Annotated in this window: 24 protein-coding genes; 18 read left to right on the top strand and 6 right to left on the bottom strand. The window is 72.3% G+C overall.

Features of this window, described 5'->3' with window-relative positions; all coding sequences use genetic code 11:
* Nucleotides 1-5: 5 nt before the first annotated feature.
* Entirely contained in the window at nt 6-725 is a 720-nt protein-coding gene (locus tag VHW64_RS06450) for a TIGR02206 family membrane protein (RefSeq protein ID WP_329649693.1), read from the top strand.
* 68 nt (nt 726-793) lie between these two features.
* Here the strand turns inward: VHW64_RS06450 and VHW64_RS06445 are convergent, their stop codons facing one another.
* Both VHW64_RS06445 and VHW64_RS06440 read right to left on the bottom strand, forming a co-directional pair.
* On the bottom strand, nt 794-1,843 hold the full coding sequence (locus tag VHW64_RS06445; protein WP_329649692.1) for an alanine racemase: 1,050 nt from the start codon (nt 1,841-1,843) through the stop codon (nt 794-796).
* Between the two features lie 7 nt (nt 1,844-1,850).
* Nucleotides 1,851-3,032 carry a lipid II:glycine glycyltransferase FemX gene (locus VHW64_RS06440; RefSeq protein WP_414690464.1) on the bottom strand — a complete coding sequence of 394 codons (1,182 nt, stop codon included), beginning with the start codon at nt 3,030-3,032 and terminating at the stop codon, nt 1,851-1,853.
* 286 nt (nt 3,033-3,318) lie between these two features.
* Here VHW64_RS06440 and VHW64_RS06435 point away from each other — a divergent pair, with 286 nt between their 5' ends.
* The 3 genes from VHW64_RS06435 to VHW64_RS06425 are packed head-to-tail and all read left to right on the top strand — an operon-like array spanning nt 3,319 to nt 7,904.
* Nucleotides 3,319-3,801, top strand: a complete 483-nt coding sequence (locus VHW64_RS06435) for a hypothetical protein (RefSeq protein ID WP_329649690.1) — start codon at nt 3,319-3,321, stop codon at nt 3,799-3,801.
* A 37-nt stretch (nt 3,802-3,838) separates the two neighbouring features.
* Nucleotides 3,839-5,449: a S8/S53 family peptidase gene (locus VHW64_RS06430; RefSeq protein WP_329649689.1), complete on the top strand. Its 1,611-nt coding sequence runs from the start codon at nt 3,839-3,841 to the stop codon at nt 5,447-5,449.
* 4 nt (nt 5,450-5,453) lie between these two features.
* Entirely contained in the window at nt 5,454-7,904 is a 2,451-nt protein-coding gene (locus VHW64_RS06425; protein WP_329649688.1) for a CHAT domain-containing protein, read from the top strand.
* Between the two features lie 136 nt (nt 7,905-8,040).
* Here the strand turns inward: VHW64_RS06425 and VHW64_RS06420 are convergent, their stop codons facing one another.
* Both VHW64_RS06420 and VHW64_RS06415 read right to left on the bottom strand, forming a co-directional pair.
* Nucleotides 8,041-8,838, bottom strand: coding sequence for a deoxyribonuclease IV (locus VHW64_RS06420; protein ID WP_329649687.1), 798 nt, complete (start codon nt 8,836-8,838; stop codon nt 8,041-8,043).
* A 206-nt stretch (nt 8,839-9,044) separates the two neighbouring features.
* Nucleotides 9,045-10,418, bottom strand: a complete 1,374-nt coding sequence (locus VHW64_RS06415; RefSeq protein WP_329649686.1) for a glutamine synthetase family protein — start codon at nt 10,416-10,418, stop codon at nt 9,045-9,047.
* Nucleotides 10,419-10,552: 134 nt separating this feature from the next.
* Here VHW64_RS06415 and VHW64_RS06410 point away from each other — a divergent pair, with 134 nt between their 5' ends.
* From VHW64_RS06410 to ctlX, 10 genes are all read left to right on the top strand, one after another.
* Nucleotides 10,553-12,031, top strand: a complete 1,479-nt coding sequence (locus VHW64_RS06410) for an APC family permease (RefSeq protein ID WP_329649685.1) — start codon at nt 10,553-10,555, stop codon at nt 12,029-12,031.
* Nucleotides 12,024-13,163: an amidohydrolase family protein gene (locus tag VHW64_RS06405; protein ID WP_329649684.1), complete on the top strand. Its 1,140-nt coding sequence runs from the start codon at nt 12,024-12,026 to the stop codon at nt 13,161-13,163. The genes VHW64_RS06410 and VHW64_RS06405 overlap by 8 nt, the downstream gene beginning before the upstream one ends.
* Before the next feature lie 13 nt (nt 13,164-13,176).
* The gene (locus VHW64_RS06400) at nt 13,177-14,328 is read left to right on the top strand and encodes an amidohydrolase (protein ID WP_329649683.1); all 1,152 of its coding nucleotides are present in this window, start codon (nt 13,177-13,179) and stop codon (nt 14,326-14,328) included.
* Nucleotides 14,329-14,507: 179 nt separating this feature from the next.
* Nucleotides 14,508-15,125 carry a hypothetical protein gene (locus VHW64_RS06395; protein ID WP_329649682.1) on the top strand — a complete coding sequence of 206 codons (618 nt, stop codon included), beginning with the start codon at nt 14,508-14,510 and terminating at the stop codon, nt 15,123-15,125.
* Nucleotides 15,126-15,343: 218 nt separating this feature from the next.
* On the top strand, nt 15,344-15,634 hold the full coding sequence (gene rpsF / locus VHW64_RS06390) for a 30S ribosomal protein S6 (RefSeq protein ID WP_329649730.1): 291 nt from the start codon (nt 15,344-15,346) through the stop codon (nt 15,632-15,634).
* A 114-nt stretch (nt 15,635-15,748) separates the two neighbouring features.
* Nucleotides 15,749-16,300 (top strand): single-stranded DNA-binding protein, encoded by a 552-nt coding sequence (locus VHW64_RS06385; RefSeq protein ID WP_329649681.1) that lies wholly within the window; start codon nt 15,749-15,751, stop codon nt 16,298-16,300.
* A 124-nt stretch (nt 16,301-16,424) separates the two neighbouring features.
* Nucleotides 16,425-16,661, top strand: coding sequence for a 30S ribosomal protein S18 (gene rpsR / locus VHW64_RS06380; protein WP_192144374.1), 237 nt, complete (start codon nt 16,425-16,427; stop codon nt 16,659-16,661).
* Nucleotides 16,662-16,675: 14 nt separating this feature from the next.
* A complete protein-coding gene (gene rplI / locus VHW64_RS06375; protein ID WP_329649680.1) occupies nt 16,676-17,122 on the top strand; it encodes a 50S ribosomal protein L9 in 447 nt (148 codons plus the stop codon).
* Nucleotides 17,123-17,620: 498 nt separating this feature from the next.
* A complete protein-coding gene (gene dnaB / locus VHW64_RS06370) occupies nt 17,621-19,048 on the top strand; it encodes a replicative DNA helicase (protein ID WP_329649679.1) in 1,428 nt (475 codons plus the stop codon).
* Between the two features lie 132 nt (nt 19,049-19,180).
* Nucleotides 19,181-20,203, top strand: a complete 1,023-nt coding sequence (gene ctlX, locus VHW64_RS06365; RefSeq protein WP_329649678.1) for a citrulline utilization hydrolase CtlX — start codon at nt 19,181-19,183, stop codon at nt 20,201-20,203.
* A 7-nt stretch (nt 20,204-20,210) separates the two neighbouring features.
* On the opposite strand, the gene VHW64_RS06360 is transcribed toward ctlX, so the two are convergent.
* Nucleotides 20,211-21,257, bottom strand: coding sequence for a TRM11 family SAM-dependent methyltransferase (locus VHW64_RS06360; RefSeq protein ID WP_329649677.1), 1,047 nt, complete (start codon nt 21,255-21,257; stop codon nt 20,211-20,213).
* Between the two features lie 40 nt (nt 21,258-21,297).
* Here VHW64_RS06360 and VHW64_RS06355 point away from each other — a divergent pair, with 40 nt between their 5' ends.
* Both VHW64_RS06355 and VHW64_RS06350 read left to right on the top strand, forming a co-directional pair.
* Nucleotides 21,298-21,876 (top strand): TetR/AcrR family transcriptional regulator, encoded by a 579-nt coding sequence (locus tag VHW64_RS06355; RefSeq protein ID WP_329649676.1) that lies wholly within the window; start codon nt 21,298-21,300, stop codon nt 21,874-21,876.
* Nucleotides 21,873-22,622, top strand: a complete 750-nt coding sequence (locus VHW64_RS06350; protein ID WP_329649675.1) for an SDR family oxidoreductase — start codon at nt 21,873-21,875, stop codon at nt 22,620-22,622. Before VHW64_RS06355 ends, VHW64_RS06350 begins: the two co-directional genes overlap by 4 nt.
* 33 nt (nt 22,623-22,655) lie before the next feature.
* On the opposite strand, the gene VHW64_RS06345 is transcribed toward VHW64_RS06350, so the two are convergent.
* Entirely contained in the window at nt 22,656-23,531 is an 876-nt protein-coding gene (locus tag VHW64_RS06345; protein WP_329649674.1) for a sigma-70 family RNA polymerase sigma factor, read from the bottom strand.
* A 74-nt stretch (nt 23,532-23,605) separates the two neighbouring features.
* Between VHW64_RS06345 and VHW64_RS06340 the strand changes: the two genes are divergently transcribed.
* Nucleotides 23,606-24,109: a carboxymuconolactone decarboxylase family protein gene (locus VHW64_RS06340; protein ID WP_329649673.1), complete on the top strand. Its 504-nt coding sequence runs from the start codon at nt 23,606-23,608 to the stop codon at nt 24,107-24,109.
* 42 nt (nt 24,110-24,151) lie between these two features.
* Nucleotides 24,152-24,493, top strand: coding sequence for a cupin domain-containing protein (locus tag VHW64_RS06335; RefSeq protein ID WP_329649672.1), 342 nt, complete (start codon nt 24,152-24,154; stop codon nt 24,491-24,493).
* Nucleotides 24,494-24,513 lie beyond the last annotated feature (20 nt).

Here is a 24,513-nt window from a genome sequence, read left to right as displayed (position 1 = left end):
CTGGCGTGGCGAGCTCGACCGAGTTCACGGCGTACTCGCCCTCGCATCTGGTCGTCCTCGCGATCTTCGCCGGCGGGACGCTGGCGCTGGTTGCCGCCGGTCCGCGGCTGCGTCGCTCGGGCGCCCAGCGCCCGCTCGCACTGACGCTGGCCTGGGGCTGCGTCGTCTTCGGTCTGGCCTCGTCGGTGCTCGCGCTGTTCCCCTTCCGGGTCCACCATTCCCTGCCCCTTCAGATCTGCGACTTCGCCTGGGTCGTGGTCGCCTGGGCGCTGTTCGGGGGTGCGCCCGGTGGACGGGTGGCGCCGAGCCCGCTCGCGGCCGCGCTGACCTACTACTGGGGGCTCACCCTGTCGGTGCAGGCGCTGGTGCAGCCGACGCTGTCGCAGGCCTTTCCCGACCCGAACTTCTTCGCCTTCTGGGGCAAGCACGTCCTGATCGTGTGGGGCGCGGTCTACCTGTGCCTGTCGCTGGGGCACGGCCCCGACTGGACGTCGTACCGCCGCGCGGTGGCGTGGACGCTGGGCTGGCTGCTCGCGGTCTTCTGTCTCAACGCGGTGCTCGGCTCCGACTACGGCTACGTCAACGGCAAGCCCAGCCAGGCCACCGTGCTCGACGTCCTGGGTCCGTGGCCCGGGTACGTCGTGGCGGAGATGGCGATCGTGCTCACGCTCTGGGCGCTGATCACGCTGCCGTGGACCGGCCTGCCCCGGCGCCGTTCCGGATAGTACGGATCAGGAGGCTCGTTATAGGGCCCGGAGGACCAGCCTGGTGATCCGTACTATCGGGAAGGCCGTCAGACGAGAACGACGTGGTCGAACCCGGTGGTGGTGTAGCGCACCCGCACCTCGACCTCGTCGCCGATCACGGGCACGCGGGGACCGTGGGGCAAGAACAGCATCGAGGCCTGCATGTGGGGGGGCTCGGCGAACAGGCGCTGCTTGCCGTCGATGGTGAACGGCGAGCGCACGAAGCCGGCCGCGTCGAGACCGCCGCGCGCCAGGCTGGCCGCGCGGGCCCGGATCGAGTGGTCGCCGGTGGGCGCCTCGAGGCCGATGCCGTGCGCCGTACCGCCCGAGACCACCACGATGTGGCCGGCCTTGGGGACGCTGCGGCCGCGGTAGCCGAAGACGTCTCCGCGCTCGACCTCGTGCACGTCGAGCACGGTGGCGGTCACCCGCAGTGCCCCGCGGTCGCCGAGCCACAGCTCGGTGCCCACCCGCGGGCGCACCTCGAAGTCGGCGTACGACGTGCGCAGCGAGGCCAGCTCACCCGACGTCAGGTGGCTCACCCACAGCCGCCGGGTCGCCAAACCGGAGGCCACGACGTCGTTGACCAGGCCGAGCACCTCGCGCAGGTGTACGCCGGCGGCCAGCGGCAGGTGCAGGGCCACTCCTTCGACGCGGGCCGGACGCCGGTCGAGGAGCCCCGCGGCGGAGCGCAGCTCATCGGCTGCCATGCCGTGGCGGCGCATGCTGGTCATCCGCTCGAGCACCACCCGCGCGTCGGGGTCGACCTCGAGGATCGCCAGCAGGTCGGACAGCCGGCTGACCGTGTGGATCACCCGCCGGGTCGGCAGGCCCTCGGGCAGTGCGGATCCGGTGGGACGCCAGGGGGTGAGCACGAGGAGGTCGCCAGGGAAGCGCTGCGCGACCTCCGGTAGCTCCTCGTAGGTGCCGACCGCGATCGTGTCGGCGCCGAGCCACTCGGCCTTGCGGGCGAGCCGACCCAGCCCGAAGCCGTAGCCGTTGCCCTTGGCGACCGGCGTCAGCCCGGCGGTCCGGTCGGCGACCTCGCGCAGGTGTCGACGCCAGCGGTCGCCGTCGACGGTGAGGGTCAGGCTCATCGTGCGCTCATCCCCGCCGACCCGGGACCCTGGCCAGTGCCCGCCGAGTCAGGGAGCGCCGGTCGAGGTAGAGCCCGAAGCCCTTGTAGAGCGCCCGGTTGAGCGGCAGGTCCCACTCGCCCACCACCTCCACCGCCTCGCCGCCGGTCCCGGCCTTGAACTGGATCAGTCCGACGTGGGCGTCGTCGGCGTCGAGGGTGTCGGTGATGCCGCGCAGGTCGTAGACATCGGCCCCGCCGGCGATCGCGTCGCGGATCATGGCCCACTGCACGGCGTTCGACCCGCGGACCTCGCGCTTGTCGCTGGAGGAGGCGCCGTAGGAGTACCACGTGTGCCGCCCGACGCGGACTCCGATGGTGGCGGCGACGAGGTCTCCCTCGTGGTGGGCCAGCCAGATCGCGATCCGCCCCGCGTCGTCGGCGCCCAGCGCGTCGTACATCGTCTGGAAGTAGGACAGGGGCCGCGGGGTGAAGTGGTCGCGCCCGGCGGTGTGGACGTAGAGGTCGTGGAAGGCCTTGAGATCCTCCGCGGAGCCGGCCGAGACCACGACGCCGGACTTCTCGGCCTTGCGGATGTTGCGGCGCCAGAGCTGGTTCATCCCGGCCAGGACGTCGTCCTCGGTGCGGCGTACGCCGTCGTCGCCGACCAGGGGGAGGACGAACGTATAGCGCGGCTGGCCGGCGGCGAACCCGCCCTCGGCCGCCTGGCGACGCCAGCCCAGCGCGTCGAGCTGCTGGACGATGCGGGCGCCGGTCGCGGACCGTGCGGACGGCGCCAGCTCGGTGAGGCTGTGCGCGTCCGCGTCGGCGATCCCGGCCTTGACCTGCTCGGCCGACCAGCGCCGCGTCACCACCGGCGGTCCGATCCGCACCCCGAACGCGCCCTGGCTGCGCAGGTGCTCGGTCATCGGCGCGAGCCACTCCCCGAGGTCGTCGCCGATCTCGGGCCGGGTCCAGTCCAGGACCGGCCCCTCGGGCAGGTAGGCGAGGTAGCGCGGCAGCCGGGGGAGCTTGCGGTAGAGCACGAGGCCAACGCCGACCAGCCGGTCGCCGTCGAACCAGCCCAGCGACTCGCCCCGCCACTCCGACTTCACCGACGCCCAGGCCGGGGTCTGCAGGAAGCTCGCCCACGCCTGCTCGCGCACGAACGCGCGGTGTTCGTCGGCGGAGATCGCGCGGACCGAGGGGATCACGGCGACGAGGCTACCGGGGGTGTATCAGAGGCGTGCCGCGGTGCTCTTGAGGGAGGTACCGCCGCACCACCAGCGCGAAAACCCGTTCCATCCGCCAGCACAGCAAGGACAGCACGACGGTGGACCTCGCACCGCAGCCCCAGCCAGTCCCGGACGTTCCCGCTCTCGGGTGCCGTCGACGACCCTGCCGACCGCCCGATCGGCGGCATTGCCGGGGCCTGACCACTCGGGCATGCTCCTGCGCGGGTCCAGGCCACGCAGCGATGTCTCGAGGAGGTATCCGATGAACGACCCGAACCTCGCCGACGAGCGCCTGCTCCTCGACGTACGCCGGGCCGTCGACGCCTTCGACCCGGTGCCGTCGGGAATGGTCGAGCGGATGGTCGCGGTCACCCGCGACGTCGCCGACCACGATCCCGACCTCGAGCTCCAGCTGATGTTGGTGGTCGAGCGCTTCGCCGACCTGGTCGGAACCCGTGGGGGAGCCCGCTCGTACACCTTGCGCTTCGGTGGCGAGGGGATCGACCTGCTGGTGCGGGTCGGCGTCTCCGAGGAGGAGGGTCGCGCGCGGCTGGACGGCTGGGTCGTCCCGGCCGCAGGTGGCCCGGTCGCGATCCACGAGGTCGGCGGCGAGGGCCGCACGTTCGAGGGGATGGCGGCCGAGACCGGCAAGTTCGAGTTCCCCGACCTGCCCACGGGGTTCTACCGGGTGTCGCTCAAGCTCGCCGACGAGCAGACTTTCGGCACCCCCGCTTTCGAGATCTGAACGCCCGCTCCGCCCCGACGACCGCAGGAGAACGTCCATGGCCTCTCGACGCAACGTGCCCCTCACCCCCCATCCGCGGATGCCGGCCGGTCCCAGGCTGACCGCGGCGCAGGCTCGCATCGTCGACCCGTCGCAGGTGGTCGACGGCGTGTCGGGTCGGCCGACGGCGTACGTCGCGACGAGGCTCATGATCGCCAAGGGCCGCGGCTATCCGCGCCACCTCGCCCAGCTCCGTGAGGTGGCGGCGCAGCACGGGTGGGAGGTCGCCGAGGACCCGGAGGACGTGCGCGCCGCGGGGCTCAGCCTCGGGGTGCGCACCGTCACCGTCTCGGGGCCACCCAGTGGCGAGCAGCCCGACGCCTGGCTGCTCCTGCAGTACCTCCGCCGGCACCGCAAGGGAGACCTGCGCGGCGTCGACCTCGACCATGTCGTGTCGACCCAGCCGTTCCGGCCCAACCCGTGGGAGATCCCGCACCCGTGGGAGATCCCCCATCCCTGGGAGATCCCGCACCCCGACGTCGCCTCCGCCGTGTCTGCGGGGCTGCTCAGCTACGGCATCCCCGGCAGCGGGGGCCGGCAGCCGATCGCGTACTCCGGCCCACCACCGCAGCGCCGGACCGACGCGGAGATCCGCGGCCGCCGCCCGGTCGTCGCGGTCCTGGACACCGGGTGCTTCCCGCACGCGTGGTTCGACCCGCGTGACCGGCGTGGCCGCGACCGGGCCGTCGTACGCACCGACGTCACCTTGGACGGCCTGCCGATCGGCGACACCGACCCGGACACCGACATCGAGGTGCACGGCGACCTGACCGGTCCCTTCGACGGCTCCATCGACCGGATCGCGGGCCACGGCACCTTCATCGCCGGCCTCGTGCACCAGGCGTGCCCCGATGCCGAGATCCTGTCCTGGCGGGCGATCCCGGCCAAGGACCCGCTCGTGGAGTCCCAGTGGCTGACGCTCCTGGCGCAGGTCATCGAGCTGGTGCGGCGCCACCGCGCGGGCGAGCCGGGGGGGCACGCGATCGACGTGCTGAGCCTGTCGATGGGGTACTACCACGAGGACCCCTCCGACGAGCTCCTCGACCCGATCCTGCTGACGATGGTCGACAAGCTCCAGCAGCTCGGCGTGGTCGTCGTCTGCTCGGCGGGCAACGACGCCACCGACCGCCCGTGCTACCCCGCGGCGTTCGCACCATGGCGCAACGGCCGCGGCCGGCTCAAGGTCGACGGCAACCGGGTCCCCGTGGTCTCGGTCGGAGCCTTGAACCCCAACTCGACGGACGCGCTGTTCACCAACGGCGGCACCTGGGTGCGGGCGTACGGTCCCGGTGCCTCGGTCATGAGCACGATGCCGCCGTTCGAGGGTGGGCTCGACCCGATCGCCTCGACCCGGGTCCACGGCCGGGCCCGCGAGTCCGTCGACATGGACGACTACCGAGCGCTCACCGATGGCGACGGGAAGCAGCGCGGGGGGTTCGGGCTGTGGAGCGGCACGTCGTTCGCGGCCCCGATCGTGGCCGGCCGGATCGCGGCCAGCCTGGCGGCCAAGCTCACCGACCGGCCGGGCTACCGAGACACGCCGGCGGCTGCCCGGCGTCGCGGCTGGGATGCCGTGGAGGACGTCACGGACATCGCGCGGCCACAATGAGGGGGTGCGGAGCGCCCAGGAGCTGTACCAGGAGGGGCTAGCAGCCCTGGTCGGTCGGCGCCTGCCGGCGGCGCGCCGGTTGCTGGAGCGCGCTCGGACCAGTGCCAGCGAGCCGGATCTGGTCGCCCGCGTCGACGCGAGCCTGGCGTTCCTCAACGCCGAGACGGGTGACCTGCTGGGTGCGCTCGCCCAGTGCGACCGAGCCCTGCGGTCCCGCGGCGTCACGTTCGAGACCTCCGGGGTGCTGCACAGCCAGCGAGCCCTGATCCTGATGCGCCTGGGGGACACCACCGCGGCGCTGGAGGCGTACGCGATCGGCATCGCGATGCTCACCGACGAGGTCGAGCTGGGGAAGGCGCTGGCCAACCGGGGTGGGGTCTTCCTCGCTCGCGGGGACGGTCAGCGTGCGGCGGCGGACTTCGAGGAGTCGGTGCGTCTCCTGCGCGCCGCCGGGAGCCCGGTGGAGGCCGCGATGGCCGAGCACAACCTGGGGTACGCCGACCTGCTGCGCGGTGACCTCGTCTCGGCGCTGACACACATGGACCAGGTGCGCCCGACGCTGCTCCCGCTGAGCCCGATCGGCGTCGCCATCTGCAACCAGGACCGCGCCGAGGTGCTGATGGCCGCGGGCCTGACCCGGCGAGGAGTGACGGCTCTCGACGAGTCGGCCCGGACCTTCGGCGCACACCGCCTCGCCCAGCGTCGGGGCGAGGCCGAGCTCACCATCGCCCGTGCCTCGCTCGGCGTGGACCCCGAGCGCGCGCTGGCTGCCGCCCGGGCGGCACGGTCGAGGTTCGACCGGGTGCGCACCCCCGCGCTCCGGGTGCGGGCCGAGGCGCTCGTCCTCGGGGCCGAGGTGCGTCTGGGCCGCACCCGACCGTCGCTGCTGGCCCGGGCCGACGACCTGGCCGAGGACCTCGCCCGTCAGAAGCTGCCCTGGTGGGCGATCGACATCCGGCTGGACGCCGCACTGATCGCCGCGCGCCGTGGCGACCTGGCCCAGGCGCGCGACCGGCTGGCGGCGATCCGCGTCCCCGCGCGGGCGCCGCTGCCGGTGCGCCTGCGTGAGCGCGATGTGCGAGCGGCGCTCGCGGAGCGGACGGGACGTCGTACCGATGCGCTCGCGCACCTGCGGCGGGGACTCGCCGAGCTGCACGAGTGGCAGAGCTCGTTCGGGAGCCTCGATCTCCAGACGATGGTCACCGGGCACGGGCGGCGGCTCGCCGTCCGTGGCCTGCGCGTCGCGGTGGCGACCGGTCGGCCGGGGGTGCTCTACGAATGGTCGGAACGGGCCCGGATGCTGGCCAGCCGCGTGCAGCCGGTCAGGTTCTCCGGTGACGCGCAGGCCCAGGCCGATCTTCAGCAGCTGCGACGGCTGGCGAGCATCGAGCAGCTCTCGCCAGCGGGGGTGTCCCAGCAGGCCGAGCTGCGACAGCGGGTGCGCGAGCGCGCCTGGCAGCACCGCGGGTCCGGGGAGTACGACGACCCGGCCACGCTGGCGGAGGTCCAGCGACACCTCGGCCCGGGTCGAGCGCTGGTCGCGCACGTCGTGACGAGCCGTGACGTCGCGGCGCTGGTGGTCACCGCGACCTCGGCCCGGGTGGTCGTGCTCGGACGGCGTGAGTCGCTGGACTCCCTGACTGGCGGTCTGCTGCCCGACCTGGACATGGCCGCGGCCGAGCTGCCGGCGATGTTCGCCGAGGCGATCCGCTCCGAGCTGCGCCACCGGCTGCGGCGCCTCGACGACCTCCTGCTCTCGCCCTTGGCGGCGGAGCTCGGCGACCGGGAGCTGGTGCTCACGCCGTCCGGCGTGCTCTCGACCGTGCCGTGGTCGATCCTGCCGGGCAACCAGGGGCGCGCGGTCACCGTCGCCCAGTCGGCGACGTCGTGGCTCACCCGGACGTCGTCGCCGCTGCGGTCGGCCTCGGCGGGCTTCGTCGCGGGCCCGCGGGTGGCCCAGGCCCGGGCCGAGACCTCCGCGGCGGCGGCGGCCTGGCCGCGGGCCGTCGTCCTGCACGGCGCCGACGCCACCGCCGACGCGGTGAGCCGGCTGGCCGGGACCGTCGAGGTGCTCCACGTGTCGGCCCACGGGCGGCACTCGTCGCAGAACCCGCTCTTCTCCGGCTTCGAGCTCGCCGACGGCCCGTGGTTCGGCTACGACATCGACCAGCTGGAGTCGGTGCCGGACGTCGTCCTGCTCTCGGCGTGCGAGGTGGGGCGCTCGACCCTGCGCGGCGGCGAAGAGCTGATCGGGATGACCGCCGCCTGGCTCCACGCCGGGTCGCGGTGCGTGATCGCCTCGGCGGCGGCGATCAACGACGCCGTCGCCCGCGACGTACTCGTGGCGGTGCACCGCGAGCTCTCCGCCGGTCATGCCCCCGCCGCGGCACTTGCCCGGGCCTTGGGCGAGGTCGACCAGGCCGGGCCGCCGGCGCCGTTGATCGCCTTCGGCTGACGGCGCTGGGCTGACGGCGCTGGGCTGACGGCGTTCGCTTCGGACTTCTTGGGGTCTGTTGACACTTCTTGGGGGTTGCAGCGGCCAAGAAGTGCCAAATCCCCCGCTTCAGCGGGGGATTTGACGGGCCGCGCACCTAGAGCCGGGAGCGGACCGCAGCGAAGTCCGCGAGGTGCTCCGTGGCGCCGCCGGGGGTCTCGAAGACGACCGGGGCGCCGGCTTCGCGCACGACCTGGGCCAGCAGGTCGGGGTCGATCCGGCCGGCGCCGACGTTGGCGTGTCGGTCGGCCCCGCTGTCGAACTCGTCGCGGCTGTCGTTGCAGTGGACCAGGTCGATGCGTCCGGTGACGGCGCGGACGTCGTCGACGACCGACTCCAGCGCGATCCCGCCCGCGTGGGCATGGCAGGTGTCGAGGCAGAACCCGACATCCTCAGACCCGGCGGCGGCCGCCACGGCGTCGAAGACGCCCTTGATCCGGTCGAGGTAGCGGGCCATGGCGTTGTCACCGCCGGCGGTGTTCTCGATGAGGAGCGGGATCTTGAGGTCGGTCGCCTCGACCGCCTTGCGCCAGTTGTCGAAGCCGACCGCCGGGTCGTCGGCGGCGTTCACATGGCCGCCGTGGACGATCAGGCCGAGCGCGCCGATCTCGGCGGCGGCGTCCAGGTGCTGCTGGAGCAGCTTGCGCGACGGGATGCGGATCCGGTTGTTGGTAGTGGCGACGTTGACGATGTACGGCGCGTGGACGTACAGCCCGACGCCGGCCTGCTCGGCGTCGGCGCGCAGTGCCGCCGCACCCCCGGCGTAGCGGATCTCGGGGCCCTTGTATCCCTGCGGGTCGCCGAGGAAGAACTGCACGTGCGGCGCCCGGCGGGCCCGCGCCTGGGCGATCGGGTCGGTCTGCTCGACGTGGGCTCCCAGGGCGATCTCGGTCATGTCGCCATCGTAGGAAGCAGGGCCGACAGCGCGCGCGGGCCGGGGGGATGGCAGTCTGCTCCCGTGGACGCTGTCGTCGTGATCCTGCTGATCCTGTCCCTGCTGGGCATCGTCGCCGCCGCCCTGATGACGATCGGCGTCGCCCTCGGCCGCAAGCAGGGCTGACTCGCCGCAGGGCTGGGCCCCACCGGGGCGCCGCCGCCGGGCTAGTGGGCCCAGCGGCTCGCCGCGGCGACCTCCTCGGGCGAGGACCCGTCGAAGAGCTCCAGCTCGGACTCCCGGACGGCGCGCACCGCGCCGCTGAGCTCGACGCCGAGCTTCTCGGTCAGCCCGGTGTCCGCGACGAAGGCGTCGGTCGCCTCCCGCAGCGTGGTCGGCAGGCGCCGGATCCCGCGGGCCGTCAGGGTCTCCTCGTCCAGCGCCGCCGGGTCGACGTCGACCGGCTCCGGGAGCGCCACATCCCGCGCGAGCCCGTCGGTACCGGCGGCCAGCAGCCCGGCCAGCATCAGGTAGGGGTTGGCGTGCAGGTCGAAGCACTTCACCTCGAGGTTGGCCGCCCAGTCCTCGCTGCCGCGCGAGCCGGTGACCATCCGCAGCGCCGCCTCGCGGTTCTCCAGGCCCCAGCACGCATAGGCGCCGGCCCAGTGCTGCGGCACGAGCCGGAGGTACGACGCGACCGAGGGCGCACCGAGCACGAGCAGCGCGGGGAGGTGCTCGAGCACGCCGCCCGCGAACGCCGTCGCCTCGGGGGTCAGCCCGAACCTGCCCGAGCCGCCGGCCATCAGGGTCCGGCCGCCGCGGTTGAGGCTGAGGTGCACGTGGCCGCCGTTGCCGACGCCCGCCGCGTCGACCTTGGGGGAGAACGACGTGCGCAGGCCGTGCTCGACGCCGACCGCGCGGATCGTCGTCCGGACCAGCACCGAGGTGTCCGCGGCGTGCACCGGAGACTCCGGCCCGACCGAGAGCTCGAGCTGGCCCGCGGCGTACTCCGGGTGGAACTGCTCGACCGCGACGCCCTGCTCGGCCAGTGCCGCGAGCAGGTCGCGGGAGTACTCGGAGGCGTTGGTCAGCCGAGCCAGCCCGTAGGCCGGGCCGGAGGCGGCGGGGACGTAGTCCTCACCCTCCTCGGAGACGACCCACTCGATCTCGATCGCCGCCGACATCTCGATCTCGCGGGCGGCCAGCTCCTCGACGAACCGCGTGAGCAGCAGGCGCGAGTCGAGCGGGTAGGGGTCGCCGGTCTGGGCGTACCTCTCCCCGGGGGCCCAGGCCCACCCGGGCTGGGCGGCCAGGACGACGAGCCGATCGAGGTCGGGCAGGATCCGCTGGTCGCCGACCGGCGCCTGCCCGCCCGGGGGTGCGGCCACCCAGTCGTCGAAGCGGAAGTAGTCGAAGGCCGTGGAGAACCCCACGCCCCAGGCAGCCAGCGCGGGCAGGCGGTCCAGTGGGACCGACTTGGCCCGGGAGATCCCGGCGTTGTCGACGAAGCTGGTCGCGACGGCTACGACGCCGGCGGCGGCGAGGTCGGGGACCAGCGCCTCGGCGCGGGTCCGGCGGCGTTCACGATCGGCGAGGTCCACGGGCGTTCCCTTCGGATCCGTGCGTGCCGGGAGGCGCGCGCCACGCAATTGAGGGCAGACGATGAGTCTGGACAAAGGATACGGGCGGGATCAGACTCCGAGCGAGGTCAGTTCCCGTCCGAGAGGATCCCCCGATGACCGCACCGGTCCGTGAAGGTACGTCGCTCCGCCGCTCACTCTCGGTCTGGCAGGCGGTCGGTCTCTCCATCGCCCTGATGGCACCCAGCATGGCTGCCAACATCAACCCCCAGGGGACCGCGGGCCTGGTCGGCCGCGCCACCCCGCTCGCGTTCCTGCTCGCCGCCCTCGCGGTGCTCCTGATCGCCTATGTGTTCGTGCGCCTGTGCCAGTACTACAAGCACGCGGGCTCGGTCTACGTGTTCGTGGGGGCGACGCTCGGCGCGCCCGCGGGTGCGATCGCCGGTCTCTGCCTGATGGGCACCTACATCTTCTACGCCCTGGTCACCGCGTCGGCGGCGGGCATCTTCGGGTCGCAGTTCCTCGACATCATCGGGGTCTGGAACAACCAGCCCTCCTGGTCCGGCTTCCTGGTCGGCTTCGTCGCCCTCGTGCTGGCGCTCTTCCTCGCTGTCGTGCCGGCCAAGCGCGCGGCCGAGGTGCTGCTCAGCGTCGAGGGGGTCACCGTCGCGCTGATCCTGGTCGTGTCGGTGGTGGTGCTGGTCAAGCTGCTCGGCGGGAGCGCGCCGAACGACGCGTCGTTCACCATGAAGGTCTTCTCGGTCCCGTCGGGGACCCCGACCTCCGACCTGTTCCTCGGCATCATCTTCGGCCTGCTCTCCTTCGCCGGCTTCGAGGCCGCCTCGACGCTGGGCGAGGAGACCAACAACCCGCAGCGCGACATCCCCCGCGCGATCTTGGGCACCGCGATCTTCGGCGGCATCTACTTCACCGTCGTGACCGCGATCGAGATGATGGGCTTCGGCACCAGCAAGGCGGGCGTCGCGGCGTTCATCGACTCGGGCAACACCAAGGGGACCCTCGGGGTGCTGGGCTCGTCGTACATCGGGAGCTGGGTCGGCGACCTGGTCACGCTCGGTGCGGCCGTCTCGGCGTTCGGGTGCTGCCTGGCGTGCGTCGTCGGCGGCTCGCGGCTGCTGTTCGCGATCGTGCGCGACCTCGCGCCCGGACACCCGCTGGGCCGCACGGGCGCCAGCGACACCCCCGCGGTGGCCGCCATGGTCGTGGCCGTCGTGGTCGCCGCCATCGGCTTGGTGTGCAAGGTGCTCTTCAGCGCGGTGCCGTTCGACACGTTCCTGTGGAGCGGCACCATCGGGACGCTGATCCTGCTGGTGGCCTACGTGCTGGCGACCCTGGGCTGCATCAAGCTGATCTGGGTCGACAAGAAGATGCCGCAGGTGCCGACGTGGCAGATCGTGATCCCGGTCGCGGCCGTGGTGGTCATCGGCTACACGCTCTATCGCAACGTGTTCCCCTACCCGTCGTCCGGCCCGGCCCACTGGTTCCCGATCGTGGCCTTCGGCTGGGTGCTGCTGGTCGCGCTGGTGGCCTTCCTGGTGCCGGGCTTCGCCCAGCGCCTGTCCGTGGGCCTGCGCCAGCTCGACGAGACCGAGCCTGAGGTCCTGGGTGGCTGACGACTGGGCGCTCTCGGTCGACCAGGCTTTGGACGTCTCGCTCGAACGCGCCATGGACGACCTGGTCGACCACCACTGCCACGGGGTCCTCACCGACGACCTCGACCGGGCGGCGTTCGAGGCACTGATGAACGAGGCGGTGCGTCCGGCGCCGCTCGGCACGACGCTCTTCGACTCGACCCTGGGATGGGCGATCCGCAGGCACTGCGCGACCGTGCTCGACCTCGAGCCGCTGGCCCCGGCCGAGGAGTACCTCGCCCGGCGCACCGAGCTCGGCGGCGCCGAGGCCAGCCGTCGGCTGCTGGGTCAGGCGCGGATCGCCACCCTGCTGGTCGACACCGGTCTGGGACCCGACGACCTCACGTCGATGGCCGAGCTCGCGGCGTTGTGCGGGGGTACGGCGCGTGAGGTCGTGCGACTCGAGCGGCTGGCCGAGCAGGTCCTGGCTGCGGGCACCGGCGACTTCGCCGGCGAGGTCGAGGAGCGACTGCGGCAGTCGCGGGCGTCCGGGGCGGTGGGCGCGAAGAGCATCGCGGCCTACCGCGTGGGGCTCGACCTGCCGGCGACCAAGCCCGCCAGCGACGAGCTGGCCGCGGCCGTGGCCGGTGTCGACCCGCGACGCCTGGTCGACCGCACGGTCAGCGGCTGGCTGGCGCACACCGCGCTGGAGCTGGGCCTGCCGCTCCAGCTCCACGTGGGGTACGGCGACAGCGACCTCGACCTACTCGCTTGCGACCCGCTGCGCCTCACGGCGTTCCTCCGGAGCACCCAGGAGCACGGCGCGCCGGTGCTCCTCCTGCACAACTGGCCCTACCACCGGCAGGCCGCCTACCTGGCCCAGGTCTTCGACCACGTCTTCATGGATCTCGGCCTGACGACCCACAACACCGGTGCGCTCTCGACGGGGATCTTGCGCGAGACACTCGAGCTGGTGCCGTTCGGGAAGCTGCTGTTCTCCTCCGACGCCTACGGACTCGCCGAGCTGTACCTCCTGGGCGCGGTCCTCTTCCGGCGGGCCATGACCACCGTGCTCGGGGAGCTGGTCGCGGCCGGAGAGGCGACGTCGGACGACGCGCTCCGGGTCGCCCGGCTCGTGAGCCAGGAGAACGCGCGACGGGCCTACGCGCTGTGAGGAGCAAGCAGCGGTGAGCGTCGAGGAGCTCGCCGCGACGTGGCGGGTGGCGGTGCACGACCTGCTGCCGGAGGCGGTGACGCTGCGCCACCAGCTGCACGCCGCGCCGTCCCTGGGCGGCCACGAGACGCCGACCGCGCAGGCCGTCGTCGACTGGATCGGGGTGGGTGAGGGCACGGTCACCGCCCAGACCGGTCGGCTGCTGCGCCTGCCCGGCGGACCGGGCGCGGCGGTCGCGGTCAGGGCGGAGCTCGACGGCCTGCCCGTCGAGGAGGCCACGGACGCGCCCTGGGCCTCGACGAGCGGGGCGATGCACGCCTGCGGGCACGACGTCCATCTCGCCGGCCTGGCCGCGGTGGTCCGGGCCGCGGCCGGCCTCGACCTCCCCCGTCCGCTGGTCGCCCTGCTCCAGCCGCGCGAGGAGGGGGTCGACTCCGGCGCCAAGGACATCGTGGAGGAGGGTCGCCTCGAAGGCGTCGAGGCGGTCGTCGCGGCGCACGTCCAGCCGCGGGTCGAGGCCGGCGTCCTGGCCGTGACCCCGGGACCGGTGAACGCCTCCATGGACACCTTCGCGGTGACGGTGACGGGTCGCGGAGGTCACTCCGGCTACCCCCACACCGTCGACGACTCGGTGCTGGCGCTGTCGGCTGTCGTGGTCGCCCTCCAGCAGGTCGGCGCACGCCGGATCGACCCGACCGCGGGGGTCGCCTGCATGGTCGACCAGCTGCGGGCCGGCTCCGCGGACAACGTCGTGCCCTCGCAGGCCGTGTGCTCGGGGACCGTGCGCACGATGCGGCCCGAGGACCGCGAGCTAGCCCACCGGGCGATCGAGGAGATCGCCGTCGGCGTCGCCGCGGGTCACGGATGCCGGGCCGAGGTGAGCATCGGCGTCGGCGAGCCGGTCCTGGTCAACGACGTGGGGCTCGCCGTCCGCGCGGGAGAGCTGCTGGCCGAGCTGGGGCACGCCGTCGACCCGACGTTCCGGTCGTTCGGCTCCGACGACTTCGCGGCGTACTGCGAGCAGGCGCGCGGACTGATGGTCTTCGTGGGCACCGGCGCCGACCACGGCGGGCTCCACGACGCGTCGTACCTGCCGGACGACGCGTACGTCGCGACCGTCGCCGACGCGCTGATCGCGGGCTACTGCGCGGCCCTGGTGCCCTGACTTCTGAGGTATCTGCTGCCCTCGGCCGGCCTCCTGTCCTGTGGATCCGGCTCTCGGGACCGGATCACAACGTCACAAGCGGGCACCTCCTGGCCCCGCGTGGGGCATTGCCCCCGAGCACGTCCGGTGGCAGGCTCCGGCCGAAACCATCATGTCGATGGAAGAAGGGGACAGCACACATGACCGACCAGCCCGGGGAGAACCCCACCGAGAACACCGGGGAGGGCGCAGGTGCAGAAGGCTCCGCCACGCCTCCTCCCGCTCCTCCGCCTCCGCCGGCCGACGCGCCCTCGGCTCCGGCGGCGCCGTCCGCACCCGCTGCACACGCGGCTGCAGGGCCCGCCTACGACCTGAACGACGCCAAGGCGACGCTTCAAGGTGCCAACAAGCTCGACCTCGGCATCATGGCCGCCGGAATCGTGGCGTTCCTGGCCGGGTTCATGCCGTTCTACACGATCTCGGTCTCCGGGTTCGGCGGCTCGGGAAGCTGGTCGGCGTGGCACGGCTTCTTCGGCTGGTTCGCCGTACTGGTCGCCCTGGTCGGCGCCGCGGCGGTGGCCCTGGAGCTGTTCAACCTCGTGGCCATGCCGATGCCGGTGCTCCAGATCGCCGCCGGGGCCTTCGCGCTCGCGTTCGTCTGCCTGGTGCTGGCGCTGTTCGTCAACCCGCTGCCCGACTGCGGCGGCGCGTGCAGCCGTGGGCACGGCTTCGGCTACTGGCTGGCGCTGGTCGTGGTGCTGGCGGGACTGGTCCTGTCGGTGCTGCGGATGCGCGAGCCCGACGCGAAGCGCGCCTGACACCCAGCAGCCGAACAGCCATCAGCACGACCCAGCACGCGCTCCGGGCGTCGGCCGATTCGGCCGGCGCCCGCTGTGCTTGCTAGCCTGACCCGGTCCGGCCCAGCCCGGACTCGCGGCCCCGGCCCACGCAGCACGTGTCCGGCCGTCGCACCACGCAAGCCCTCCTGCCACGGACCGTCCGTGGCCGCTCTAGTCCAGAGGAGGTGGAGACCGCTGTGCGTGCCTATGAAGTCATGGTGATCCTCGACCCGAGTCTCGAGGAGCGGACGGTAGAGCCGTCCCTCGACAAGTACCTCAACGTCATCCGCAAGGACGGCGGCAGCGTCGAGACCGTCGACGTGTGGGGCCGGCGCCGGCTGGCCTACGAGATCGCCAAGAACGCCGAGGGCATCTACGCGGTCATCCACCTGACCGCGGAGCCTGGCACGGTCAAGGAGTTCGACCGTCAGCTCGGGCTCAACGAGTCGGTGCTCCGCACCAAGGTGATGCGTCCCGACGCCCACTGAGCCGGGGGCCCTGTGGCCCCTGTGGCCCCTGTGGAGGAGCGCTGGCGAATGTCGGCAGCACCCACCACGATGGGCCTCACCGATTCCTTTGCACCTCTCCGAGGAGACCTGAACATGGCAGGCGACACCCAGATCACCGTGGTCGGCAACCTGGTCGACGATCCCGAGCTCCGCTTCACGCCCTCGGGGGCCGCGGTGGCGAACTTCCGGATCGCCTCGACCCCGCGCACCTTCGACCGTCAGACCAACGAGTGGAAGGACGGCGAGGCGCTGTTCCTGTCCTGCTCGGTGTGGCGGCAGGCCGCGGAGAACGTCGCGGAGTCCCTCCAGAAGGGGATGCGCGTCGTGGTCCAGGGCAACCTCCGCTCGCGACAGTACGAGACCCGCGAGGGTGAGAAGCGCACCGTCTTCGAGATCCAGGTCGACGAGGTGGGCCCGTCGCTGCGCTACGCCACGGCGAAGGTGACCCGCACGCAGCGCTCGGGTGGGTCGACGTACGGCGGTGCCGGTGGCGGTCAGTCCGGCCCGTCCGACAACGACCCGTGGGCCACCCCGGCCCAGTCGCAGGCTCCGGCCCAGGGCCAGGGTGCCCCGGCCGCGGGCGGCGCCCCGGCCAACGACCCGTGGGCGACCCCGGGCGTCAGCTCGGACGAGCCGCCGTTCTGATCCACCACCGCTGGTCGAGCGGGCGCGCCAGCGCCGTCTCGAGAAGCACGACCGAACATCCAGACCCACTCCATTCCGACCCTGCGCTCACTCAGGGACGGGCTCACTGAAAGGGAGCACCACAATGGCCAAGGCAGTGATGCGCAAGCCGAAGAAGAAGGTTTGCCAGTTCTGCAAGGAGAAGGCGACCGGTGTCGACTACAAGGACACCACCCTGCTCCGCAAGTTCATCTCCGACCGCGGCAAGATCCGTGCCCGTCGGGTGACCGGCAACTGCGTCCAGCACCAGCGTGACGTGGCGATCGCGGTGAAGAACGCCCGCGAGGTCGCCCTGCTGCCGTACACCTCGACCGGGCGCTGAGAGGAGCGGAGACGATGAAGATCATCTTGACCCAAGAGGTCACCGGCCTCGGTCAGCCCGGCGACGTGGTGGAGGTCAAGGACGGCTACGGCCGCAACTACCTCCTGCCTCGTGGCGTGGCGATCCGGTGGACTCGCGGCGGCGAGAAGACCGTCGACTCGATCAAGAAGGCCCGCTCCACCCGCGCCGTCCGCGACCAGGAGCACGCCGACCAGCTCAAGGGCAAGCTCGAGGCCGCCCCGGTCGACGTCAAGGTCAAGGCCGGCTCGGCCGGTCGGCTGTTCGGTGCCGTCACGACCTCGGAGATCGCCGGCGCGCTCGCCGTCGTCGCAGGTGAGGACCTCGACCGCCGCGCGATCGCCCTGGGCAACCCGATCAAGACCCTCGGCGCCCACGCGGTGTCGGTGCGGCTGCACGACGAGGTGTCCGCCACGGTGGCCCTCAACGTCATTCCCGCCTGAGGCTCTCGCTCTGCCCTTGACACGTCGTCCGGCGGGTCCGTCCGGCACCTGTGTATGACCGGTGGATATCGCCCGGAGAGGTGCTCGTGGGGGCGATCTGTCGACAAACCAACGGCCAAATCCCAGATGTCGACAAGGTGAACGAGAACGTGGGCCGACTTTTCTGCCTGCACACCTGTGGATGCGCATCTGCCCAGGTCAGAAGCACCATAGAGGCAGATCCCGACGGTCTCTCCACACGTTGTCCACGGCGCTGGCCACAAGTTGGTGCGTGTCGTCCACGGCTCGACGTCGGTTATCCCCAGGGCCTGTGGACAACGTCCTATCCGCGACCCCTGCCGGGAGCCTAGATTCTCGTTCTGTGGGTCGGCGGGAGAGGTCGACCTCCGCGGGGACGGGGCTCGCCGTCGCTGTCGGCGGCCACCCCTAGCGTCACTCCTGTCACGACCGCCGGGTGCATGGGGCACGGGCGATGAGGGCCGGAAGGGCAGCGCTGAGTTGAGTATCACCGAGCAGGGTCCGTGGGACGTTCCGGGCCTGCCCGAGCCGCCGCGCGACGACTGGGGCGACGGTCCGGCGACGTACGAGCCGGGGGAGCGGCCGACGCGCGCGGGAGACCGCACCCCGCCGCAGGACAACGCGGCGGAGCAGAGCGTGCTCGGAGCGATGCTGCTGTCGAAGGACTCCATCGCCGACGTCAGCGAGGTCCTGCGCGGGGCTGACTTCTACCGTCCGGTCCACGAGGTGATCTTCGACGCGGTCCTCGACCTCTACGGCCGTGGTGAGCCGGCCGACCCGATCACGGTCGCCAACGAGCTCCAGCGTCGGGGCGAGCTGACTCGCATCGGCGGCGCGCCGTACCTCCACACGCTGTCGGCGAACGTCCCGATCGCGGCCAACGCGGGGTACTACGCGGAGATCGTCCGGGAGAAGGCGATCCTGCGCCGGCTCGTCGATGCCGGCACCCGCATCGTGCACATGGGCTACGCCGGGCAGGGCCAGGTCGACGACGTGGTGGACCAGGCGCAGGCCGAGGTCTACCAGGTCACCGACCGGCGTTCCTCGGAGGACTACGCGCCGCTGAGCGACATCATGACCGGGGTCCTCGACGAGATCGAGGCGATCGAGAACCGCGAGGCCGGGCTGTACGGCGTGCCCACCGGCTTCGCCGACCTCGACGAGCTGACCAACGGTCTGCACAAGGGCCAGATGGTGATCGTGGCGGCGCGGCCGGCGGTCGGGAAGTCCACGCTGGCGCTCGACCTGTGCCGCGCGGCGTCGATCCACAACAACCTCACCTCGTGCTTCTTCAGCCTGGAGATGAGCCGCTCGGAGATTGTCATGCGCCTGCTCAGTGCGGAGGCGAAGGTCCCGCTGAACTCCATGCGCAACGGTCACATGCGCGAGGAGGACTGGCAGAAGCTGGCGCCGCGGATGGCGCAGATCTCCAGCGCCCCGCTGTTCATCGACGACTCGCCGAACATGACGATGATGGAGATCCGGGCCAAGGCGCGGCGTCTCAAGCAGCGCCACGACCTGCGCGTGATCGTCATCGACTACATGCAGCTGATGACGTCGGGCCGCAAGGTCGAGAGTCGCCAGGTCGAGGTCAGCGAGTTCTCCCGCCAGATCAAGCTGCTGGCCAAGGAGCTCGAGGTCCCGATCATCGCCCTCTCCCAGCTCAACCGCGGGCCGGAGCAGCGCGGGGACAAGCGGCCGATGATGAGCGACCTTCGCGAGTCTGGGTCTTTGGAGCAAGATGCCGACATGGTGATCCTGCTGCACCGTGACGACGTCTACGAGAAGGAGTCGACGCGCCCCGGCGAGGCCGACCTGATCGTCGCCAAGCATCGCAACGGCCCCACCCGCGACATCGTCGTGGCCTTCCAGGGCCACTACTCCCGCTTCGTCGACATGGCCCACTGACCCATCCAGTCGCGGCGACTCGACCCAGCACGTCTGACGAACCGAGGGTGACAGCCCTCGATCCGGAGGGCGTCCGCACGTGCGGCCAGGCGGTGCGGGCTGGCCGCCCGGGATGGTCTACATTCCGTCGTCGTGAGCGTGCAGGCCCCGTCGGCGGTGATCCTGATCCGGGCGGAGAGGTTCCGGCCGAACCCTTCCACGGCGGCCGACAACGCCTTCCAGACCGATGTCCCCGCCGGGCAGTCGTCGGACGAGACGGCGGTCATGGCCCTGGCCGAGATGGACGCCGTGGCCGCGCGCCTCCGCGCGGCCGGGGTGCGGGTCCACACCTTCGTCGACGAGGACCACACGCGCCCGGACAGCGTGTTCCCCAACAACTGGCTCTCGACCCACGCGGGCGGGCAGATCGCGGTGTACCCGATGTACGCCTCCAACCGACGACACGAGCGACGCGCCGACGTGCTGGAGCTGCTCAAGTCGCAGTACCGCGTCCAGACGATCGTGGACTACTCCGGGCTCGAGCCCGACGGCATCTTCCTCGAGGGCACGGGCGCCATGGTCCTCGACCACATGTCGCGGGTCGCCTACACCGCCCGCAGCCATCGCGCCGACACCCACGTGCTCGAGCGCTTCTGCACGGACTTCGGCTACGAGCCGATGGCGTTCGACGCGGTCGACTCCGACGACGTGCCCGTCTACCACACCAACGTGATGGGATGTGTGGCCACCGACGTCGCCCTGTTCGCGCTGGGGATGATCCCCGACGAGCAGCGGCGCGAGCAGGTCCGCGAGCGGCTGTCCGTGGGCGGCCGTCAGATCGTCGAGCTGACCGAGGAGCAGGTACGCCGGTTCGCCGGCAACGCCGTCGAGCTCACCGGTCGCGCACCCGACGGCTCGCGGCAGCGGATCATCGCGATGTCGCTCAGCGCCCGCGAGAGCCTGCGGCCCGAGCAGGTCGCGGTGATCGAGCAGTCGTGCCGGATCGTGTCGGTCGACATCCCCACGATCGAGCTGGCCGGTGGGTCCGTGCGCTGCATGATCGCCGGGATCCACCTCGACCCGCGGCCCGACTCCGAGCCCGAGATCACCGAGGCCGTCGAGGCCATCGACGAGAACCCCCTGACCGCGGACGGCCGCGACGTGTCGGGGGCGTGAGGCGGCCTCAGCCGTGGCGGCGCCGAGCCTGTCCGCGCGAGCGGACCACGACGTACGCCGTGGGATGGGCGCCACCGGTCTCGAAGGTCGCCTCCTTGATCACCCGGAGCCCGCGGGTGCGCTGGATGGAGTCGACCAGGAGGCGCTTGTCCTCGGTGAGCAGCACCGCCCGGCCGTCGCCGGTGAGCACCCGGTCCAGCTCGCGGCAGAACCGCGGGTAGAGCTCCTGGTTGGCCCCGTGCGAGCCGACCCGCTTGCCGAACGGGAGGTTGCCGATCACCCGGTCGGCGCAGCCCGAGGACAGCGGCAGCCGGGTGGCGTCGGCGCGCACCAGACGCAGCGGGGCCTCGCGCCGCGTGGCGTTGGCCCGGGCCGGGGCGAGTGAGTCGGGTCGGTGGTCCAGGCCGACCAGCAGCTCTGGCCCGGTCATCGCGTGGGCCAGGAGCAGGTTGGTGCCGGCTCCGCAGAAGGGGTCGACGACCACCGCCCCCGGCGGGATCTTCGCGAGCCGCACGAGTGCGGCGGCCAGCACGGGCGTGGTCGAGGCCGGGAGCCGCTCGAGCCGGCCGTGCCGGCGGGTGAGGTGGAGGTCGCCCACCGTGGCGAGGAGGTGACCCTCGACGAGGTCGAGGTTCACCTGCCAGCCGCGCGGGGCGTTGTCCCAGCCCCACGTCTGCACCAGCCGGTCTCGGAGCTCCCAGCGCTCGTCGCCCAGGTCGCCCACGCGAAACCGCACGGGCCCCGGCAACGCCGACAGCGCGCCCTCGGTCAGCGAGATGCGGAGCCGCTCCTCGGTCTCGGACGGCTCACCCAGGTCGACGGCGGCCTCGGAGAAGAAGTGGAGCGGACGCAAGGCCGCCAGCGGACCGGTCAGCTCGACGTCCAGCCGGTCCGGACGGCGACGCACGACCTCGACTCTCGCGGTCGTCGTGGCGGACACCTGGCGCAGCTCGTCGGCAAGGTAGTCCGTCGCCCCGCGCAGACTGCGGAGCACCAGGCGGTCGCTGACGATGCCGCCCCAGTCGAGCCCGGGGCTCGCGGACGGGTCGGCCATGTCCGGCAGGCTACCGATCGCCCGGCACTAGGCTCCGCGTGTGACGAGTCCCGCCTCCCCCGCACCCGCCAAGGATCGGGAGGAGCTCATCCTCGACGCCGTCCTCGCGCTGCTCGCGCGCCACGGCATCTCCGGGGTCAGCATCCGCGCGGTCGCCCGCGCGGCCGGGGTGGCCCCCGGGCTGGTGGGCTACTACTTCCAGGACAAGACGAGCCTGATCGGGGCGGCCCTGCGCCGGATCGACGAGGAGGTCGTCGCGCTGGTGACACCCGACCCGGGCGGGACCCCCGAGGCACAGCTGCGCTCGGTCCTGCGACGCGTCGCCGCCCCGAGGTTCCTGACCACCGAGTACCTCTCCCTGCGACTCCAGCTGTGGTCGCTGGCGCAGGCTCACGAGGACTTCGCCGCGATCAACCTCGACGGGCAGAAGCGCTACCGGGCGGGGCTGGCCCGCCTCATCCGGGCGGCGCGGCCCGAGCTCTCCCGAGCCGAGTGCGACCGGCGGGCCGCCGACATCGACGTCGTGCAGAACGGGTTGTGGCTGACCGCCCTGCTGGGGCTCGACAAGGCCTCCCTGCGCCGGGCGGTGGAGCGGTGCGAGGAGATCGCGCTGTCGTGAGCGGCGCAGGGGTCGCGATCGTCACCGGCGGAAGCCGGGGGATCGGGCGCGCGATCGTCGAGCGGTTGTACGCCGACGGGGCCGAGGTCGTGACGTGCGGGCGCGGTGACCGACCGGCGTACCTGCCGGACGACGTGGTGTGGGTCGCGGCGGACGTCGCGCGCTCCGGCGACGCGGAGCGGCTCGCCGAGACCGCCGCCGCACGGGGGCCGGTGACACTGCTGGTGAACAACGCGGGGGTGCTCGTCGCGAAGACCGTCGCCGACTCGACCGACGACGACTGGGACCTCCAGGTCGGGGTGAACTGCCGAGGCGTCTTCACCACCTCGCGCGCGGTGTTGCCGGGGATGACCGCGCACGGCGGGGTGATCGTCAACGTCGGCTCGATCTCCGGCGTGGTCGCCGACGGGACCAGCGCGCTCTACAACGCCTCGAAGGCGTTCGTGCACGCGCTGACCCGGTCGATCGCCCTCGACCACGGGCCGATGGTGAGGTGCAACGCGGTGCTGCCGGGGTGGGTCGAGACCGAGATGGCCGACTCCGGGTTCGCGCTGTCCGCCGACCCGGAGTCCGCACGCCGCGACGCCGTGGCCCGGCATCCCCTCGGTCGGCTCGGTGCCCCCGCGGACATCGCGAACGCCGTGGCCTGGCTGGCCTCCGACGAAGCCTCCTGGATGACCGGTCAGTGCCTGACCGTGGACGGCGGGCTGACCGCGGCGTCCCCGATCCGGCCCGAGCTCTCCTAGCGACGGGACCACCGGACGCTGGTGCTCGCTGTGTCAGAGCACCTGGGCCAGGTCCATCGCGGCGATCCGCTCGGGGTCGACCAGGATGTTGATCTCGACGATCCGGTTGCCGCGGACCACCGGGCTGAAGACCGAGAACGGCCGGCCGTCGCGCATCCCGACCAGGCCCACGGCGCCGTTGACCAGCACCCACGTCTGCTCCGGCTCGTGGCCGGCCCGCCGGAACGCCGAGGCCTGCGAGGCGACCTCGAGGGCGCCGCGCACGATGCCGGACGCCGCTCCGGTGCCGCCGTCCGCACGGAGCACGACGTCGGGGTCCAGCACCTCCAGCAGCGCGTCGAAGTCGCCGTCTCGCGCGGCGGAGGTGAAGGCCTCGAGGACCCGGCGCTGCGTCGCGAGGTCCGCGGCCGGCGGCGGCGTAGCACGCACGCGGCGGCGTGCCCGGCTCGCCAGCTGGGTCGCGGTTGCCGGGGTCGCGCCCACGATCTCGCCGATCTGGTCGAACGGCACCCCGAACATGTCGTGCAGCACGAACGCCATCCGCTCCCGCGGGTTCAGGGTGTCGAGCACGACCAGGAGGGCCAGCGTCACGGCGTCGGCCCGCTCCGCGGACGCCGCGGGATCGGCGTCGAGACGGGTGACGACGGGGTCCGGGAGGTGGAAGTCGAGCGGCTCCTCGCGGCGCGACCTCCGCGACCGCAAGAGGTCCAGGCAGATCCGGCTCACCACGGTGGTGAGCCAGCCACGCAGGTTGACCACGTCGTCGGTGTCGGTGCGGGCGAGGCGCAGCCAGGCCTCCTGGACGGCGTCGTCGGCCTCGGTGACCGAGCCGAGCATGCGGTAGGCCACCGAGCGCAGATGGGTGCGGTGGACCTCGAACTCCTGGGCCAGCGTCTCCTGGGTGGGCATCTGTCAGGTTCCTCCTTCGTGCTCCGTCGACTGGCTGACGAACAGAACGGACCCGACCTGACAGGAGCTCGATCATGGAGGCCCAGACCGTGGAAGCCCGGACCGTGGACGCGATGACCATCGAAGCACGGATGACCCATCCGGTCTTCCTCGTCCCTGCCGCGCTGGCGGCCCTTCAGGCCTATGCCCGCGCGGCCGAGGGGCTGGGCGTCCCCACGCAGACCCTGGAGCTGGTCCACCTGCGGGCCAGCCAGATCAACGGGTGCAGCGTGTGCGTCGTGCTGCACGCGCAGGCACTGCGCCAGGAGGACGCGGGTGACGAGCGGCTCGCGACGGTCGCGGCGTGGCGCGACGCGCCGTACTTCACCGACGCGGAGCGGGCCGCGCTGGAGCTCGCCGAGGCCGTGACCCGGGTCGCCGACCGGGGTGACCCCGTCTCCGACGCGCTGTGGGCCGAGGTCGCCCGTCACTACGACGAGCAGGGTGTCTCCGCGTTGCTCATCGCGATCACGTCCGTGAACGTCTGGAACCGGCTCAACGCGGCGACACGGCAGGTCGCGGGCGCCTGGTCCCCATGAGCCGCTGAGCCCGCGGGGCCGGAGGTTGCCTAGGCTGCTGCCGTGACCTCCGAGCCGCCCGGTCCCCTCAGTGCCTCGCGCCTGCTGAGCGCCGACCTCCACGCCGAGATCGTCGAGCCGGACGGCGGCTCCGAGGCACTGTCGACCGCGAGCCACGCCCTCCTCGAGGCGGCGTTCGAGGTCGGCGTGTGGGAGGCGGGGCCGGGCACCGACACCGACCTCGAGGTCGACGAGCTGTTCCTGGTGCTGTCCGGCGAGGGCACGGTCACCTTCCAGGACGGCAGCTCGGTGGACCTTCGCGCCGGCGTGCTGGTCCGGCTCCGCGAGGGGGACCGCACGACGTGGTCCATCACCCGGCGCCTGCGCAAGCTCTATCTGATCTGACGTCGAGCCGCGCGACGCGT

Source organism: Nocardioides sp. (assembly GCF_036267815.1).
In the GTDB taxonomy this organism is placed as follows: domain Bacteria; phylum Actinomycetota; class Actinomycetes; order Propionibacteriales; family Nocardioidaceae; genus Nocardioides.
The sequence above is the reverse complement of the archived record's forward strand: the minus strand, read 5'-3'. Positions and strand labels throughout refer to the sequence as shown.

Coding starts and splice junctions, on each gene's coding strand:
- VHW64_RS06445 (WP_329649692.1), bottom strand. CDS start 1,843: ATGAGCCTGACCCTCACCGTCGACGGCGACCGCTGGCGTCGACACCTG.
- VHW64_RS06435 (WP_329649690.1), top strand. CDS start 3,319: ATGAACGACCCGAACCTCGCCGACGAGCGCCTGCTCCTCGACGTACGC.
- VHW64_RS06430 (WP_329649689.1), top strand. CDS start 3,839: ATGGCCTCTCGACGCAACGTGCCCCTCACCCCCCATCCGCGGATGCCG.
- VHW64_RS06420 (WP_329649687.1), bottom strand. CDS start 8,838: ATGACCGAGATCGCCCTGGGAGCCCACGTCGAGCAGACCGACCCGATC.
- VHW64_RS06410 (WP_329649685.1), top strand. CDS start 10,553: ATGACCGCACCGGTCCGTGAAGGTACGTCGCTCCGCCGCTCACTCTCG.
- VHW64_RS06395 (WP_329649682.1), top strand. CDS start 14,508: ATGACCGACCAGCCCGGGGAGAACCCCACCGAGAACACCGGGGAGGGC.
- VHW64_RS06385 (WP_329649681.1), top strand. CDS start 15,749: ATGGCAGGCGACACCCAGATCACCGTGGTCGGCAACCTGGTCGACGAT.
- rpsR (WP_192144374.1), top strand. CDS start 16,425: ATGGCCAAGGCAGTGATGCGCAAGCCGAAGAAGAAGGTTTGCCAGTTC.
- rplI (WP_329649680.1), top strand. CDS start 16,676: ATGAAGATCATCTTGACCCAAGAGGTCACCGGCCTCGGTCAGCCCGGC.
- VHW64_RS06360 (WP_329649677.1), bottom strand. CDS start 21,257: ATGGCCGACCCGTCCGCGAGCCCCGGGCTCGACTGGGGCGGCATCGTC.
- VHW64_RS06345 (WP_329649674.1), bottom strand. CDS start 23,531: ATGCCCACCCAGGAGACGCTGGCCCAGGAGTTCGAGGTCCACCGCACC.
- VHW64_RS06340 (WP_329649673.1), top strand. CDS start 23,606: ATGGAGGCCCAGACCGTGGAAGCCCGGACCGTGGACGCGATGACCATC.